This is a genomic window from Methanoregula sp. (genome assembly GCF_041645475.1).
Classification (GTDB): Archaea; Halobacteriota; Methanomicrobia; order Methanomicrobiales; family Methanospirillaceae; genus Methanoregula.
Map to the genome: position 1 here is coordinate 33,455 of NZ_JBAZQA010000012.1, position 14,113 is coordinate 47,567.

Here is a 14,113-nt window from a genome sequence, read left to right on the forward strand (position 1 = left end):
TAGGGATACCGGACATTCAGATCAGTGGCGGCTGAAAGAAAAAAGGGGCTATTTGTAAAATGGTTCCCGCAGGGAGACTGCGTATCTGAACAGCTCTTCCAGCTCCTCGCCGCTCTTCCCACGGATATCGACATGGTTGTCTGTCCGGAGCAGGCAGGGCTTGAGTTTTCCGTCCGAGGTGACGCGGAGCCGGTTACAGAACGTACAGAACTCCGAGTTATGGCGCGGGCGGACCACCTCGACCTCAGCCCCGTCCAGACAGTATTTTTTCCGGTGGTGCATCCGCCTTGTTATGATCTGCTTTGAGCGCGAAGCAAGCGATGATTCCAGACCGTCAAGCTTGGTGTGGTGCTCGCAGCTGTTGAAGTCCATGAGTTCGATGAGCTGCAGGACAAGATTGCGGTTGCCCCGGATATAGGCAAGGAAATCATCGATCTCGTGGTCGTTGATCCCTTCGAGAACCACCATGTTGATCTTGATAGGAGTGAGACCGGCTTCGATACCCGCTTTCATGCCTTCAAGAACCTTGTCGAGCTTGTCAAAGCCGGTGATCTTTTTGTAGGTTTCGGGATTGATGCTGTCAATGCTCACGTTCACCCGCTTCATGCCTGCCGCCTTCAAGTCCTGGGCATACTTTGCAAGAAATATCCCGTTCGTGGTCATGGAGGACTCCATGCCCGGGGGCACGGAGCGGACAATGTCGATGATATCATTTCTGAGCAGGGGTTCCCCGCCGGTAAATTTTACGCTCCGGATGCCGAACTTTGCTGCAACCCTCAGGATCTCCGCTACCTGCTCCTTTGAAAGTTCTGCATCGGGGTGGTCTTCTCCCTCGCGGTGACAGTAGATGCACGATAAATTGCATCGCGGTGTTAAGCTGATGCGGATGTTGCTCACCGGGCGGTTGTAGGCGTCTTTGAGAACCATGGTCTGGATCAATCCGAGAAATTTTTTGCAACAACGTAAAGCTCGGTACTTCCCTTACGGGTCGATTTGGTGTTGCAGGTCTTTACCGAGTAGAAATGTTTCTTGACCTCGCTGTAAAATTCCGGGAAATCCGTGCCCTGGAAGGATTTGATTGCAAAATTGCCGCCGGGTTTGAGCACTTTTACGGCAAAGTCGAGTGCCATCTCGTTGAGTTCGATGATCCGCGCCTGGTCGTAACTGTGGTGCCCGGAGAGTTTGGGGGCCGCATCGCAGACAACGACATTGACGATCCCGAGCGTTGATTTGGCCAGTTCCTGGACTTCGGGGTCCGTTAAGTCGCCCTGGATTGTTTCCACACCCTCAAGATCGGCTATCTGGTTGAGATCAATCCCGAGAACGCGGGCCTGGGTCATGGTCCGGAGAATCTGCAGCCAGCTGCCGGGTGCTGCCCCGAGATCGATGACATTGTCATCGGGACGGATGATGGAAAACTTGGTCTGGATCTCGATCAGTTTGTATGCGGCCCGCGAACGGTACCCCTCATGTTTTGCCCGCATGTATGTTTTATCGTAACCCCATTGTGAACCCATGACCGATCGATCTCCCTCTTGATTCCGGGTTGTAAACCCAAAACGCTATAATTAAAGTATGACGATATACTAGATAAGAGAGTTTGTTAAGGGGTACGCGATGTTAAAGGCAACTATTGATGCAGACATTTTCAGGGAAGCTATCGATGCGATCTCGGCTCTCATCCCCGAGTGCCGGCTGCATACGGATGAATCGGGATTCTCCACGCGGGCTGTTGACACGGCAAACGTGGCGATGATCAACCTCACGCTCAAGAAAGAGGCATTCGATTCATTCAAGGCAACTCCGAGCCAGCTGGGTATCGACATAACCAAGATGAAGAACATTTTCGGCATGGCCGGAAAAGGCGACCTCATCAGCCTTGAACTTGGCGACAATGCCCAGAAGATGTCGGTCTCGGTGCATGGCTACCACTACTCCATCACGCTCCTTGATACAAATACCATCAGGAAAGATCCCAATCCCCCGACTATCAGCCTGCCGGGCAAGATTGTTATCAGGGGCGATGACCTCAATAACGCAATGAAGGCCGCCGCGGTCATCTCGGACAAGATTGCACTCGGGATCAATCCCAAGGATGAGACGTTCTATCTTGTTGCGGAAGGCGACACCGATCACATCCGGCGCGAATTCTCAAAAGACGAACTCATCTCGATTGCCCCGGCTGAAGCCCGCTCCCTCTTCTCGCTCGATTATCTCAAGGATATGGGAAAGGTCATGAGCAAGGCCGACCAGGTCGAGATCTTCCTTGGTATCGACCACCCGGTCCGGTTCTCGTTCGATATTGCCGGCGGGAACGGCCACGTCGAGTACCTCCTTGCCCCGCGGATAGAGGCTGACTGATGGATTTTGCTCCATCCGCAAAGGAACTATCCCATTTTCCGTTTTTAAAAAAAGCCCAGGATCATATCAAGAACCGGTTCTCATCTCTTAATGCCCTGCTCAAGGACCGGCACGGGGATGCGCTCATTGAATCTGCTGTGACCCGTATCCAGGATGCGCTCACGCCAAAAAAAAAAGCAGATTACGAAATATCCGTGTCAGCTGAAGATGAGATCGCCTCGTATGCGCTTGCGCGGATCATCGCGTCCTGCATAAACGACCGCCAGCTGCTCGACCGGCTGACCCGGTATGAATCCGAGCGGGCGTATCATTTTCTTGTCAGTGAGGAGGAATGGAACCAGAATTACCGGCAGGGTGACAGCGACTATTCCCTCCTTTTTGCAGGAATGTCGGAGGAACTTGGCATCCATGTCTCCTCTGACCGGATGGCGCTTGCCGATTACGTTGAACTGGTATCCCCCATGCACGATGACCGGTACCATCTTATCAACCGCCAGGTAGAGCGCGGATTTGTCCGGGTAAAAAAGGAGGAACGCTATGAGCTTCTCCGGGAACGGATACGGGTTCTCATGCGCCGGGATCTCCCGCATAAAGTGCCCACGGCCCTCTGCGAGCAGCTTGCGCCGAAAGCTGCCCGGATCAAAAAAGCCTACCAGGAGCAGATGCTCCAGCAGTTCGGGTCGATCGAGGAGAGCGCATTTCCTCCGTGCATGCAGGCCCTGATCACAGCCCTGACATCCGGCACCAACTTAACTCATGCCGGGCGGTTCGCCCTCACCGCGTTCCTGCATACCATCGGGCTGGACGTGCCGGGGATAGCTGCTCTCTACGGGCGGTCGCCGGACTTCGATATCGAGCGGACCATGTACCAGGTGGAACATATCACCGGCCGGGGCGGTTCCGGGACGGAATATACAACGCCGGCATGCGCGGCCATGCGGACCACCGGCATCTGTGTCCATGCGGACAAACTGTGCGAGCGGGTCAACCATCCGCTGAGTTACTACAAGGCAAAAAAAAGAGACGTTTTCCGGACGAATAAAAAATCCGGTGCAGAAAATACGGGTGACGGAAAAAAACCCTCCCCGCCTACGTGATCTTTTCGTTGACGAGATATCCTGCCCCGGACAGGAACAGGATAAACACAATTATTGCCGCCAGGTACGCAAATGCTGCCGCCATCACCATGGGCAGAACCGCTAGTAGTACGATTAAGATTAAAAATGCGATCAAGCCGATGACCACATCAAGAAGTCGTGCATCCATTCAGAGAATTTTTGCTCCCGGAAGATATAGGCTTATCGACGAAATCCTTTTTCTCATACGGGCCCAAGTATCTTGTCAGAAGCCAGGAGACCCGGTTATTCCCGGGATTCCGGACGTGATCGTGTGAACAACCCTGCGCAGGAACGGAATGATGTTCTTGAAACCCTGGTGGGTGCAAAGAGCCTTCTTGAAAAAAATCTGCATGCGGATCTCGTTCCCGCGGAGGGAGTATCGTTTGGCTATGCAATGCGGGGAGCAAGGGATGCCGGGGGAGTTGCGGCAGCAGGGGAACGGATCCGCCCTTCCGCCGAAGGTGCTCCGGTTAAGGGTACCTGTGCGTTTGGTTGCGACGAAGAAATTGCCCGGGTTATCCTCACCGCAATGAAATTCGATCCCCGCGTGCGCAGTGCCGCCATACTCCGGCTCTCGCCCCGGGCAAAGACCGTATTGTGCGATGACCTGTTTCTTGAATCTGCGAGCTGCGCGAACTCCGCACAACCGGGTACGGGTACCATGGACTGGGGGATTGCATCCTGCTGCAAGCGGGGCATCCCCGACGTAATTTTTTACCGTGACGGCGATACTGCCCTTGCGCGGATCCTCATTTTTGGCGAGGATCCGGCCGACGTTGTAAACAATATCATTATGTGCTCAAACCGCATTTAACATATAGAATTCTTGAGGATCTTTCATGGGAATCAAGCCGTCATATATCAAAAGCCTTGGAACCGAACTGGTGAACAAACAGCGCGAGAACTTCTCGAACAATTTTGAGGAGAACAAGCAGCAGCTTGGCAAGTCCGCAATTATCGGAAGCAAGCGTGTACGGAATCGCGTCGCCGGATACATTACAAGAAAAATAAATACCAAAAGACGCTCATAACCCTATTCATGTTTGAAGGTGTCCTTCCAGCAATCATTACCCCTTTTAAAAGAAACTCTGCAATGAGCCTGGATGTCCAGGGTCTCAGTCGCAACATCGAGTTTCTTCTTTCCTGTGGCATTCACGGGATTGTGCCCTGCGGTTCGACCGGAGAGTCCGCGACTCTCACGTTCGAGGAACATGAGAAGGTTGTTGCCCTTACCGTCGATAAGGTCAACGGCAAGATCCCGGTCCTTGCCGGGACCGGTTCCAACAACACTGCTGAAGCGGTGCGGCTGACAAAGGCGGCGAAGGACATCGGTGCGGACGGGGCGCTCGTCATCAGTCCGTACTACAACAAGCCCAACCGGTCCGGTCTCATCAAGCACTATACGAAACTTGCTGATCTCGACATACCCGTGGTCATCTACAATGTCCCGGGCAGGACCGGCCAGAATCTTGAGCCGGATCTCATTGCCGAGCTTGCCGCCCACCCGAACATTGTCGGTGTCAAGGAAGCAAGTGGCAACATCGGCCAGATCTCGCGGATCATCGAGGAGACTCAGGACGAGGATTTCGTAGTCATCTCCGGTGATGACAACATCACCCTCCCCATCATGGCCCTGGGGGGGGCCGGTGTCATCTCGGTTGCAGCAAACGTGGATCCACGGGGCATGATCGCCATGTACGACGCAATAAAGGCTGGCGATTATCAGAAGGCGCTTGTCCTGAATTTCGCTCTGTCACCCCTCTTCCGCTCGATGTTCATCGACACGAACCCGATCCCGGTGAAGAGAGCTGTTGAACTTATCGGCCTTGCGGGCGGTCCGGTCCGGCTCCCGCTGGATGAGCTCGATGCAAAGAGGACAGAGCAGCTTACGAAGATCCTTGCAAACCTGCCCAAAGCCGGGTCAAAGGTACGCCCGGCAGCGGCTGCAAAAAGGCCGGCCGCAAAGAAAAAAATGCCGGTAAAACCCGCCTCAAAGAAACCCGTGTCAGGGAAACCTGCGGTAAAACGGAATACTCGGTGATCCTGCAATGATCAAAGTTGTAGTCTGTGGTGCATCCGGCCGTATGGGCCAGACGCTTGGCCGGATGGTAAAAGAATCGCCGGATCTTGAACTCGTTGGAGGTATCAACCTCCGGCGCAGCTCTTTTTTTGGCGTAGATATTGTCGAAACAAAGGATGCAGAAGATCTCCTGAAGAGTACCAAGGCTGATGTCTTAATCGATTTCACGATTGCCAGCGCGGCAGTGGAGAATGTGAAGATGGCCGCTCGCAACAATGTTGCACTGGTTGTCGGGACCACCGGTTTTACCGCCGAGCAGCGGGCCGTAATGGAGAAGGCTATCAACGGGCATGTTCCTGCCGTCATTTCCAGTAATTACTCTGTTGGTGTCAACATCTTCTGGCAGCTGCTGCGGGAAGCAGGAAAACTCCTGAAGGACTACGATATCGAAGTGATCGAAGCCCATCACCGCAACAAGAAAGACGCGCCGAGCGGCACGGCCAAGACCATCCTTCAGATCCTGGACGAAAGTGCCGGCTGCCGCGAGAAGATGTACGGCCGCGAGGGCATGACCGAGCGGAAGAACGAGATTGGCGTCCATGTGATCCGGGGCGGCGATATTGTGGGTGACCACAAAGTCATGTTCTCGCAGAACTATGAGACCATCGAACTCTCCCACCGGGCATACGACCGGTCGGTTTTTGCCACGGGCGCACTGCATGCCGTCCGCTGGGTAGTGGGGAAGAAACCTGGCATTTACGGCATGGATGATGTCCTGAACCTGAATAAAAAATAATCCTTTTTTTCTCTGAGAGTATTATTCCACGCAATCAGGTTTCCCCACCAACACCTCCACTCCACTGTTGTGACGGGGTGTATTGCGATGATGCCGTAGTATCACTTCATAAAAATTCCGGGTTTTTGTACTGGTAAGCATCATCAGCTCCCCCGCGTCCGTACCCGCGGGACCGGCGCAATGGAATGATCCGATACACAATATGCGTTTTTACCGGATCCTTCTGCGAAATTTTTTTTAATTTCTTTGGGTTTTTATTTGCCGGTTCACGCCGTATCTTCATAAGAACGATCCTGCATATTGTCCATTTGTCCAAAAAAACGCCGGCAGGCCCATATAGAAACCTATTTTTTGTCTTTTGTGAAACATATACGATGGAGGAAACAAGTTGGTAGCAATTGTTGACACCAATAAATGTACCGGATGTGAAACCTGCGTGAGCGAATGCCCGGCATCTGCAATCGCCATGGAGAACGAAAAGGCAAAAGTTGACAAGGATATGTGCGTGGACTGCCAGACCTGTGTCGATGTCTGCCCGGCAGAAGCTATCCACATGGAATAAGTGTTCCGGATATTTCTCCCCGTGCTTTGTTTTTTTGTTCTTTCTGCCGCGGGAAGCTTTTTTCTGTATTGATTCCGGTTTTGTATACATCCATTCTCACAGACTGCTCATAATCCGGGTTCCAGTACTTCGCTAATTTCAGAATGGATCAATACCCCCAAATTTTCCTGCACATTCCGAATCTGGATTATGGCCCATGTTGGCCTCCGGGGGCCCAATCAGGTACCAGATGATACAAAGGTCAACCAAAAAACCCTCCTTTCAGAACACCGCCAAAGGGAAAAAAATAATGCACCGCAATTTGACCGGTTTTGGATTTTTGCCACAAATTACGGGAATAATTTCCGCGGTGGACAACATTGTCCCATTTTTGTGTTCGCTACCGGGCCCTGATGGGGAAATAAGCCCGTTTCTATCCCGGATTGAGGCACGAGAATGTATGTCTGATGGCAGGGCGCTTTTATCCCATACGGTGTGGGATAATTAAAGAAGTACTGGGTTCCGGGATTTTATCGTTTCCTGCATATAATTCCAAAAAACAACGTTTTTATCCACGCAGGTGAAATGGGATTTTACAACCCGTCGTAACAACAAAACGGGGAATACCCACTATACAGGAACTGTCACCTATGATCAATGTTGGAGTGCTCGGTGCAACGGGCGCGGTTGGTCAGCGATTTGTTGAACGCTTAGCGGATCATCCCTGGTTCAACCTCACGACCGTAGCCGCGTCCGAACGCAGTGCGGGAAAGCCGTATGGAAAGATTGTGAAATGGCGCCTTGAAACGCCGTTTCCGGAAAATATTGGAAAGATCAAAGTTGTTCCCACATCGCCAAAATCGATGAAAGATGTCGATCTTGTCTTCTCTGCGCTTCCCGCAGAGATCGCAACCGATGTTGAACGTGAGTTTGCCGATGCAGGCATAGCTGTCTGCAGCAATGCGAGTTCGTACCGGATGCTGCCGGACATCCCGCTTGTGGTTCCGGAAGTAAACCCGGAACACCTGGGTCTCATTGATGTCCAGAAAGATGCCGGGCGCGATGGTTTCATTGTGACGAACCCGAACTGCTCGACCATCATGATGGTCACTGCCCTTGCCCCCCTCCGTTCATTCAAATTCACGGATGTCCGGGTTGCAACCATGCAGGCAATCTCGGGAGCCGGTTTTGAAGGCGTGCCTGCAATGGCGATCTATGACAACGTCATTCCTTACATTGGCAAGGAAGAGGAGAAGATGGAGACCGAGACGCTCAAGATCATGGGGACCCTCAAAGGCAAGAAAGTCGCAAACGCCCCGTTCAGGGTGAGCGCCAGCTGCCACCGTGTCCCGGTTATTGACGGTCATACCATGGCAGTCTGGATCGATATCAAGGAACCGGTCGAGAAACTTGAGAAAGCCTACCGGGATTACAAGCCTCCGATCAAGGGACTCCCGACCCAGCCAAAGGAATCGATCCATTTCTTCGAAGATGAAAGCGACCGCCCCCAGCCCCGTCTCGACCGGATGCGTGGCGATGGAATGACTGTATCGGTGGGACGCCTCCGCGAAGGAATACGGTTTGTGGCAATGGGCCACAACACGATCCGTGGTGCTGCGGGTGCAAGCGTACTGAATGCCGAACTGATTGTCAAAAAGAAGTACCTCTGATCGGGTGTAAGAATGCCTCAGACAAAAGAGAACACAGTATTCGTCGGCAATAAGCCGGTAATGAACTACGTACTTGCCGTGGTAACTCAGTTTAACAATGGAGCAGAAGAAGTGGCAATCAAGGCCCGGGGCAAAGCGATCTCCCGGGCAGTAGATACCTCAGAAATCGCCCTCAACCGGTTTCTTGAAGGGATCTCGAAGAAAGAGATTGTAACGTCAACCGAAGTTATTGATACCGATTCAGGTAAGACCAACGTCTCATCCATCGAGATCATCCTTGCAAAGATAAAATAATTTTTTTTATTCCGGATCCCCTGCAGTCTACGACGTCAGTCATGGCAGTCTGCAGTTTACCCAAAACAATTTAAGCGGAATTCGCGCAACTATAATGTTATGCGAGTCCGTGCTGTTGCGCTGGTTATTCTCCTTCTGGCCTGTGCTGTAGTTCCGGCTCTTGCGGCCAATGAGGAGCGCTACGGGTACATCACCGTGGAAGATGTAACGGTCCAGCTTGATAACGGGACTGCGGTCATCAATGTCAATTATTCGGTGGATGAAAACACCCGGTTTATCTTTTTCCTGTTCGGGAAACAGGATCTCAAGAATAAACTTCTCAAGATCCTGAACTATGATGACGCCCGGATGCGGTCGATCAACCTGTCACGAGCAGAATTTGTCGTCGATGAAGCTGCAGTTTCGTACGGGGACGGGATTTACTGGTACCCCTCTCATGACTTCAACGTTGCAATTCCCACTCTGGTTGTAAAATCTCCCCAGTCTACGAAAAATTTCACCATGGCTAAAAAGTTCCCCGCCGGCATGGGATATTTTGCTATGGATGTTCAGCCCGGCCCTGATACCGGAAATAATCCACAACGCGCCCCACCCGGGTAATTTTTCATACTTTTCGTTTCTCCCTGCATGTTTTTGGGCTCTTTTTAGGATTCCGTTAAAACGTGAATTTCCTTGCGGTTTCAACCGTCTGGGTGAGTCAACACGGCTGCAATAAAAAAATCTGGTAATTATTTGCTTTTTTACCTGTCCGCTGGAATGCACATGAACGGTCGTTCCTGCGGAGCTTGAAAATCTTCTCACTGAACACAGCCCGGCATCGGGATCGCTGCGGGGTGTCTGGCTGTTGGGATTGGTGGCGTTCATCAAACCGGGGGCAGGTGGTAACAACCCTCATCATCATTTCCCTGCAATGCAGTGATTTTTGTAAATTCGGATTGTACATTGAATACCCGTTGGTTTTTGAGGAATGATCAATGGAAAAATGGGACCTTTTTTTTTATTTTCCGTTGCTTATTACTTGCGGAATACGTCAGAATATTTCAAAATATTCATTTTAAGATTGAAAACCCGTTTCGGCCTTGTTCCTGTGGTCATAAATGTTACAACAATTGATGACCCGGGGTTTTCGCAATTTTTCATATTCCTGTGAGCCGTTCGTTGCGTTCCAGGATTGGATGTCAGGGTGCCCCTGAAAAAAGATGATTGCCGGAAAATGGCCTGTTTACATTACTTCAATGATTTCCTGTTTGCGCATTTCGGTTATCTTCCTGTTCACGAAGAGCTGGATAAGAACACCGGAAATAGCTGAAACGATCCCGCCGAGTGTTGAGTACAATATGTATTTTGATGCCACGTCACCGGTAAGGGGGAAATCAGGAACCGCGCTTACGGACAGGATGTAGAGGCTTGCACCATACAGGATCAGTCCTATTGCAGTGACGAAGAACGGAAAGACGATTACCTTACCAAGGTTCTCCCGTTCGTTGCTGTAGATGTCGATAATGATCCCAATGGATACAACGAGCCCGGCAACAATCAGCCATTCCACAGCCCCATGGAGAAATGTCATCAGGTACAGGACAAGACCAAGGCTGCTGTCCGTTGAATAGTATTTCAGGACATTGATAAACCCGGCTGTAAACCCGATGATAATGAGCAGGATGGTTGTCGTGTAGGTGACGAACGAGAACCTGCCCCGGGAAAGGGAGAGCCGGAGAGCATCCATGATCCCGTGGAAGAGTTCATCGAACCCGAACCCTTTGTAGAGGAGGTAGCAGCCGATAACGCCAACGACAACGATAGTTGCAGCTCCCGGCCAGCCGGCCAGGTACGCCGCCGCGTAGAGCAGCATGGCAAGACCAATGGGGATAAATACCATTCTGGAAATTTTTGGATCATCGAGGAGTTTCTTAAGGATGTAATACGTGCCTTCAAGATTGGGCATCTGGTTGACGATGACCCGCCGGATGCTTGAGACCGGTATTTTGGACTGGATGATCGGGATGACATACTCATCCTCGGCCCCATCCGTCACAAGGATGCAGTTGGTTGCTTTTGTTTCGTTAACAACCTGTTCGAGTGATGCGGCGATCTTGCGATCCCCCTCAATCATGTGCAGGTGGTTACCGGCAATCACTGCGATTGCAGTGTCCTCACCTTTTGCAGTCAGTTCATCATATATCTTGACTGCAGAGAAGATGGCGTTGACATCGGAATCCTCGGGATCTGCGAGTGCCAGCGTATTTGCCGCGCTCAGGCAGGCCGCACGACCGATACACGGACTTTCGACTTTCGCCTTCCATCCGATATCGTCGTCCCTGTCAACACTGAGGACTAACGTCCGTCCATCTACCATTATAATAAAATCGCGGTAAATCTATTAAACCGTTACTCCTGCCCGCGTAAATCCGCGTTCGCGGCGATTTATTTGATTTCCTGAAGATAACGGTGCGTTCTGGTTTTTTTGTTAAAAAAAGGATAAAAATCAGATGAGTTTTGAGCGCTGGAGGAGTAAGATATCATCGGTTGTGAGTTTCTCTCCTGCCCTGAAGTTCTTGAAGAGGCTCTCGGCTTCTTTCCTTACTGCCTTCTGCTCCTTTGTTACTTTCACCTTTTTGGTCTTCTTGCGCAGGCCGGAGATGACCTTGTCATAATCGCGGAGTTCTTTCTGGCAGGCAATGAACGCCTTGTGCTCGGCGTCTGCCGATTCCTGTGCCTCGACAAAACTCTTGTGGGCGGCGTCTGCCGCTTCGCGGGACTTGTCCGCTTTGCGGTAGGACTCTACCATGAGGTCGTGGTGTTTCTGGGCCAGCTCAGCAACTTCCGTTACTTTTGCATGGAGATCGGAAGCTTCTTTCCGAAAATCCCGGGCTTCCGTTATCTTGGTCCGCATCTCCTTATTCTGTTCAAGCTCGGCTTCCTGCTCGCGGACCTGCCCCTTCATCTGCTTGATCTTCTCGATGAGCTCGCGTTCCTTATCGGTAGTGAAGACCTCGGTCTGCTGGCGGTACTCCATGAACTCGATCTGCTTCTGGATCTCCTTGATCCCGCGGTTTTTCAGGGTGCCGTGTTCCTTCTTAAAGGATTCGATGTCTTCAAAGAGAACATTTGCCTTCTCGTTGAACTCGTTTCTCTGGGCTTTGAGATCAAGGACTTCCTGGTTGGACTTGTCCCGGAGATCCTTGTTCTTCTGCGCATCTTCCACGAACTCTCGGGTCTGGTTGTTTAAGGTATTGCGCTCGCGGGCGAACTTGCTTGCATTGGCATTGAGCTCGTTGCGGCGGTTTTTGTGTTCTTCAGACTCGGCAAGAGTTTTTTTTCTTTTTTCCATCAGGTCATTCAACATGCGATACCACTCCTCATCAGATGCTCCTTTGCCGGAAATGCGAGATTATTGTTTGAGTTTTTATCCGACCAGCGGGACGAATTTTCCATTGGTCCCGGTTGGTCTCTCATTTGATAACTCTGCATGCAGGATGCAGGGTGAAAAACATCAGAAAAGGTACGTAGCGCAGAATTCAGATAAGACTCCGAATCGAAGTCTTTGTTCAACACTCTGTTCATGATGTTCAGCTCCCGATACCGGGGTGTCGCCGTTTTCAAAGCTTCACCCCCATCCTCCCAGCCAAGGATTGGTCGAATGTACTATATTTTAAAGGCGTGAGGAATTATTAAGTGTTTCGGCGGTTTTCCGGGGTTGAATGGGATTATGCGGTCTGGGAACGGGAACCGGCTTCGGGAAAAAACTTTCAAAAAGGATGTTGTGCGTTGGTTTTCCAACGGCTTCCTGGTTAATGAATGACTCTATGGAACATGTGAAATTTTGTGCGTGGTTTTCAGCCGACCCATTCAAGGACGCCGCCGCCACTTGGCTGATCCCTTCCGCCGCTGCTTCTCCGGCTCTGGGGCATCTCAACCGCCTTGGGGTTTGAGCGCTTCTCGTCCATATTGCTGATCATGGTTTTGTATGACTGGCGGGATCCCAGGATCTGGGCACTCTTGACACCGGTCATGATGGCGAGGACACGGATCTTCCCTTCCATGTCGCTTCTTACGCGGGCACCCCAGATGACATCTGCATGGGGGTCGAGCTCGTACGTGAGCGAGGTTGCGACTTCTTCTGCATCCTGGAGGGTGAGGTCGGTACCGCCCGTGATGTGGATCAGGCTGCCGGTTGCGCCGCGGTAGTCGATATCGAGCATCGGGTTGCTTAAGCATTCGCGGACAACGCTTTCTGCCTTGTTCTGCTGCTTGCTCTCTCCGACAAGCATGACTGCAACGCCGCCTTTGGACATGATGGCCCGGACATCAGCATAGTCGATGTTGATGAGCGAGGGCTCGGTGATGGTTTCGGAAATGCCCTTGACGGTCTCACCGATGAGCTGGTCCATGACCGAGAATGCCTGGCCGAGCGGGAGGTTCGGGACAAAGTTCTTGAGCCGGTTGTTATCGAGAACGATAACTGAGTCTGCGGCAGCTGCGAATGCTTCAAGACCTTCTTCTGCACGGATCAGACGGGCCTTCTCTACCTGGAACGGGTAGCTGACCATCCCGACTACGATTGCGCCCTGCTCCTTGGCAATGGATGCGACAACCGGTGCGGAACCGGTACCGGTACCTCCTCCCATACCTGCCGTGATAAAGACAAGATCTGCAGATTCAAGAACTGCCTCAAGTGTCGGGCGGGCCATCTCGGCTGCACGTTTACCGACATCGGGGTAACCTCCTGCGCCGAGACCCTTTGTTAAGGACTTGCCGATAAGGATGCGTTTGTCGGCCTGAATCATGTCCAGGTGCTGCTTGTCGGTGTTGATTGCAATGGTCTCTGCGCCGGAAACTCCCATGTGGTGAATCCGGTTTACCGTGTTGTTCCCTGCACCTCCGCAACCAATGATGACGATCCGTGGCTGGCCGCAAAAGTCATCGTCCATTGCGTTACTACCGCCGTTCTTGACCTCTTTCTCAAGTTCGGCATTTTTTAATGCGTCGTTAATGATGCTTTGCATGTTAAACCCTCTCAAACCTTAAATGAAACCTGGTCGCTTTCCTTCAGGACACGACTGGCACGTTTTTCAACGAGTTCACGCACTGCAGCCCGGACCGCTTCTGAGACATTGGGATACTCTCCCGAGTCCACCATCTGCTGGAGCAGGTTAATCTGCTGTTCTGGTAACCGGAGCGTGATTCGTTGCATCATTGTATCTCACATTTCTGACATATGTCTGGCATTTGTCGTTCATATGTCAGACAAAGAGAACCTTTGTGTCTGACTAACCAGATGAATGAAACTAACACATGTATGTATTTATAACT

General features: G+C 51.6%; 17 protein-coding genes. 10 read left to right on the forward strand and 7 right to left on the reverse strand.

Annotation, left to right across the window (positions count from 1 at the left end; all coding sequences use genetic code 11):
* Window positions 1-48: 48 nt before the first annotated feature.
* Window positions 49-927 carry a GTP 3',8-cyclase MoaA gene (gene moaA, locus WC598_RS10335; protein WP_372961419.1) on the reverse strand — a complete coding sequence of 293 codons (879 nt, stop codon included), beginning with the start codon at window positions 925-927 and terminating at the stop codon, window positions 49-51.
* Window positions 928-935: 8 nt separating this feature from the next.
* Window positions 936-1,517, reverse strand: a complete 582-nt coding sequence (locus WC598_RS10340) for an RlmE family RNA methyltransferase (protein WP_372961420.1) — start codon at window positions 1,515-1,517, stop codon at window positions 936-938.
* A gap of 100 nt (window positions 1,518-1,617) precedes the next feature.
* Between WC598_RS10340 and WC598_RS10345 the strand changes: the two genes are divergently transcribed.
* Window positions 1,618-2,361 (forward strand): DNA polymerase sliding clamp, encoded by a 744-nt coding sequence (locus WC598_RS10345; protein ID WP_372961421.1) that lies wholly within the window; start codon window positions 1,618-1,620, stop codon window positions 2,359-2,361.
* Window positions 2,361-3,458, forward strand: a complete 1,098-nt coding sequence (gene priL, locus WC598_RS10350) for a DNA primase regulatory subunit PriL (protein ID WP_372961422.1) — start codon at window positions 2,361-2,363, stop codon at window positions 3,456-3,458. Before WC598_RS10345 ends, priL begins: the two co-directional genes overlap by 1 nt.
* Here the strand turns inward: priL and WC598_RS10355 are convergent.
* Window positions 3,451-3,627 (reverse strand): hypothetical protein, encoded by a 177-nt coding sequence (locus WC598_RS10355; protein ID WP_372961423.1) that lies wholly within the window; start codon window positions 3,625-3,627, stop codon window positions 3,451-3,453. The two genes, priL and WC598_RS10355, sit on opposite strands and share 8 nt — an antisense overlap.
* A gap of 123 nt (window positions 3,628-3,750) precedes the next feature.
* Here WC598_RS10355 and WC598_RS10360 point away from each other — a divergent pair, with 123 nt between their 5' ends.
* The 8 genes from WC598_RS10360 to WC598_RS10395 all read left to right on the forward strand — a co-directional run bounded on the left by WC598_RS10360 (window position 3,751) and on the right by WC598_RS10395 (window position 9,400).
* Window positions 3,751-4,293 carry a thiamine-phosphate synthase family protein gene (locus WC598_RS10360; RefSeq protein WP_372961424.1) on the forward strand — a complete coding sequence of 181 codons (543 nt, stop codon included), beginning with the start codon at window positions 3,751-3,753 and terminating at the stop codon, window positions 4,291-4,293.
* 25 nt (window positions 4,294-4,318) lie between these two features.
* Window positions 4,319-4,510: a 30S ribosomal protein S17e gene (locus WC598_RS10365; protein WP_372961425.1), complete on the forward strand. Its 192-nt coding sequence runs from the start codon at window positions 4,319-4,321 to the stop codon at window positions 4,508-4,510.
* Window positions 4,511-4,518: 8 nt separating this feature from the next.
* Window positions 4,519-5,520, forward strand: coding sequence for a 4-hydroxy-tetrahydrodipicolinate synthase (gene dapA / locus WC598_RS10370; RefSeq protein ID WP_372961426.1), 1,002 nt, complete (start codon window positions 4,519-4,521; stop codon window positions 5,518-5,520).
* 7 nt (window positions 5,521-5,527) lie between these two features.
* Complete coding sequence (dapB, locus tag WC598_RS10375; protein WP_372961427.1) at window positions 5,528-6,295, forward strand: 4-hydroxy-tetrahydrodipicolinate reductase; 768 nt, start codon at window positions 5,528-5,530, stop codon at window positions 6,293-6,295.
* 388 nt (window positions 6,296-6,683) lie between these two features.
* Window positions 6,684-6,857, forward strand: a complete 174-nt coding sequence (locus tag WC598_RS10380) for a 4Fe-4S binding protein (protein ID WP_320162771.1) — start codon at window positions 6,684-6,686, stop codon at window positions 6,855-6,857.
* A 629-nt stretch (window positions 6,858-7,486) separates the two neighbouring features.
* On the forward strand, window positions 7,487-8,506 hold the full coding sequence (asd, locus tag WC598_RS10385) for an aspartate-semialdehyde dehydrogenase (RefSeq protein ID WP_372961428.1): 1,020 nt from the start codon (window positions 7,487-7,489) through the stop codon (window positions 8,504-8,506).
* 12 nt (window positions 8,507-8,518) lie between these two features.
* Window positions 8,519-8,800: a DNA-binding protein Alba gene (gene albA / locus WC598_RS10390; RefSeq protein WP_372961429.1), complete on the forward strand. Its 282-nt coding sequence runs from the start codon at window positions 8,519-8,521 to the stop codon at window positions 8,798-8,800.
* A gap of 99 nt (window positions 8,801-8,899) precedes the next feature.
* The gene (locus tag WC598_RS10395; RefSeq protein WP_372961430.1) at window positions 8,900-9,400 is read left to right on the forward strand and encodes a hypothetical protein; all 501 of its coding nucleotides are present in this window, start codon (window positions 8,900-8,902) and stop codon (window positions 9,398-9,400) included.
* 622 nt (window positions 9,401-10,022) lie between these two features.
* Here the strand turns inward: WC598_RS10395 and WC598_RS10400 are convergent.
* The 4 genes from WC598_RS10400 to WC598_RS10415 all read right to left on the reverse strand — a co-directional run bounded on the left by WC598_RS10400 (window position 10,023) and on the right by WC598_RS10415 (window position 13,997).
* Window positions 10,023-11,156, reverse strand: coding sequence for a DUF373 family protein (locus WC598_RS10400; protein ID WP_372961431.1), 1,134 nt, complete (start codon window positions 11,154-11,156; stop codon window positions 10,023-10,025).
* Window positions 11,157-11,285: 129 nt separating this feature from the next.
* Window positions 11,286-12,146 carry a coiled-coil protein gene (locus tag WC598_RS10405; RefSeq protein WP_372961432.1) on the reverse strand — a complete coding sequence of 287 codons (861 nt, stop codon included), beginning with the start codon at window positions 12,144-12,146 and terminating at the stop codon, window positions 11,286-11,288.
* A 490-nt stretch (window positions 12,147-12,636) separates the two neighbouring features.
* Complete coding sequence (ftsZ, locus tag WC598_RS10410) at window positions 12,637-13,806, reverse strand: cell division protein FtsZ (protein ID WP_372961433.1); 1,170 nt, start codon at window positions 13,804-13,806, stop codon at window positions 12,637-12,639.
* Between the two features lie 11 nt (window positions 13,807-13,817).
* Window positions 13,818-13,997, reverse strand: coding sequence for a type II toxin-antitoxin system ParD family antitoxin (locus tag WC598_RS10415; RefSeq protein ID WP_015285751.1), 180 nt, complete (start codon window positions 13,995-13,997; stop codon window positions 13,818-13,820).
* Between the last annotated feature and the right edge of the window lie 116 nt (window positions 13,998-14,113).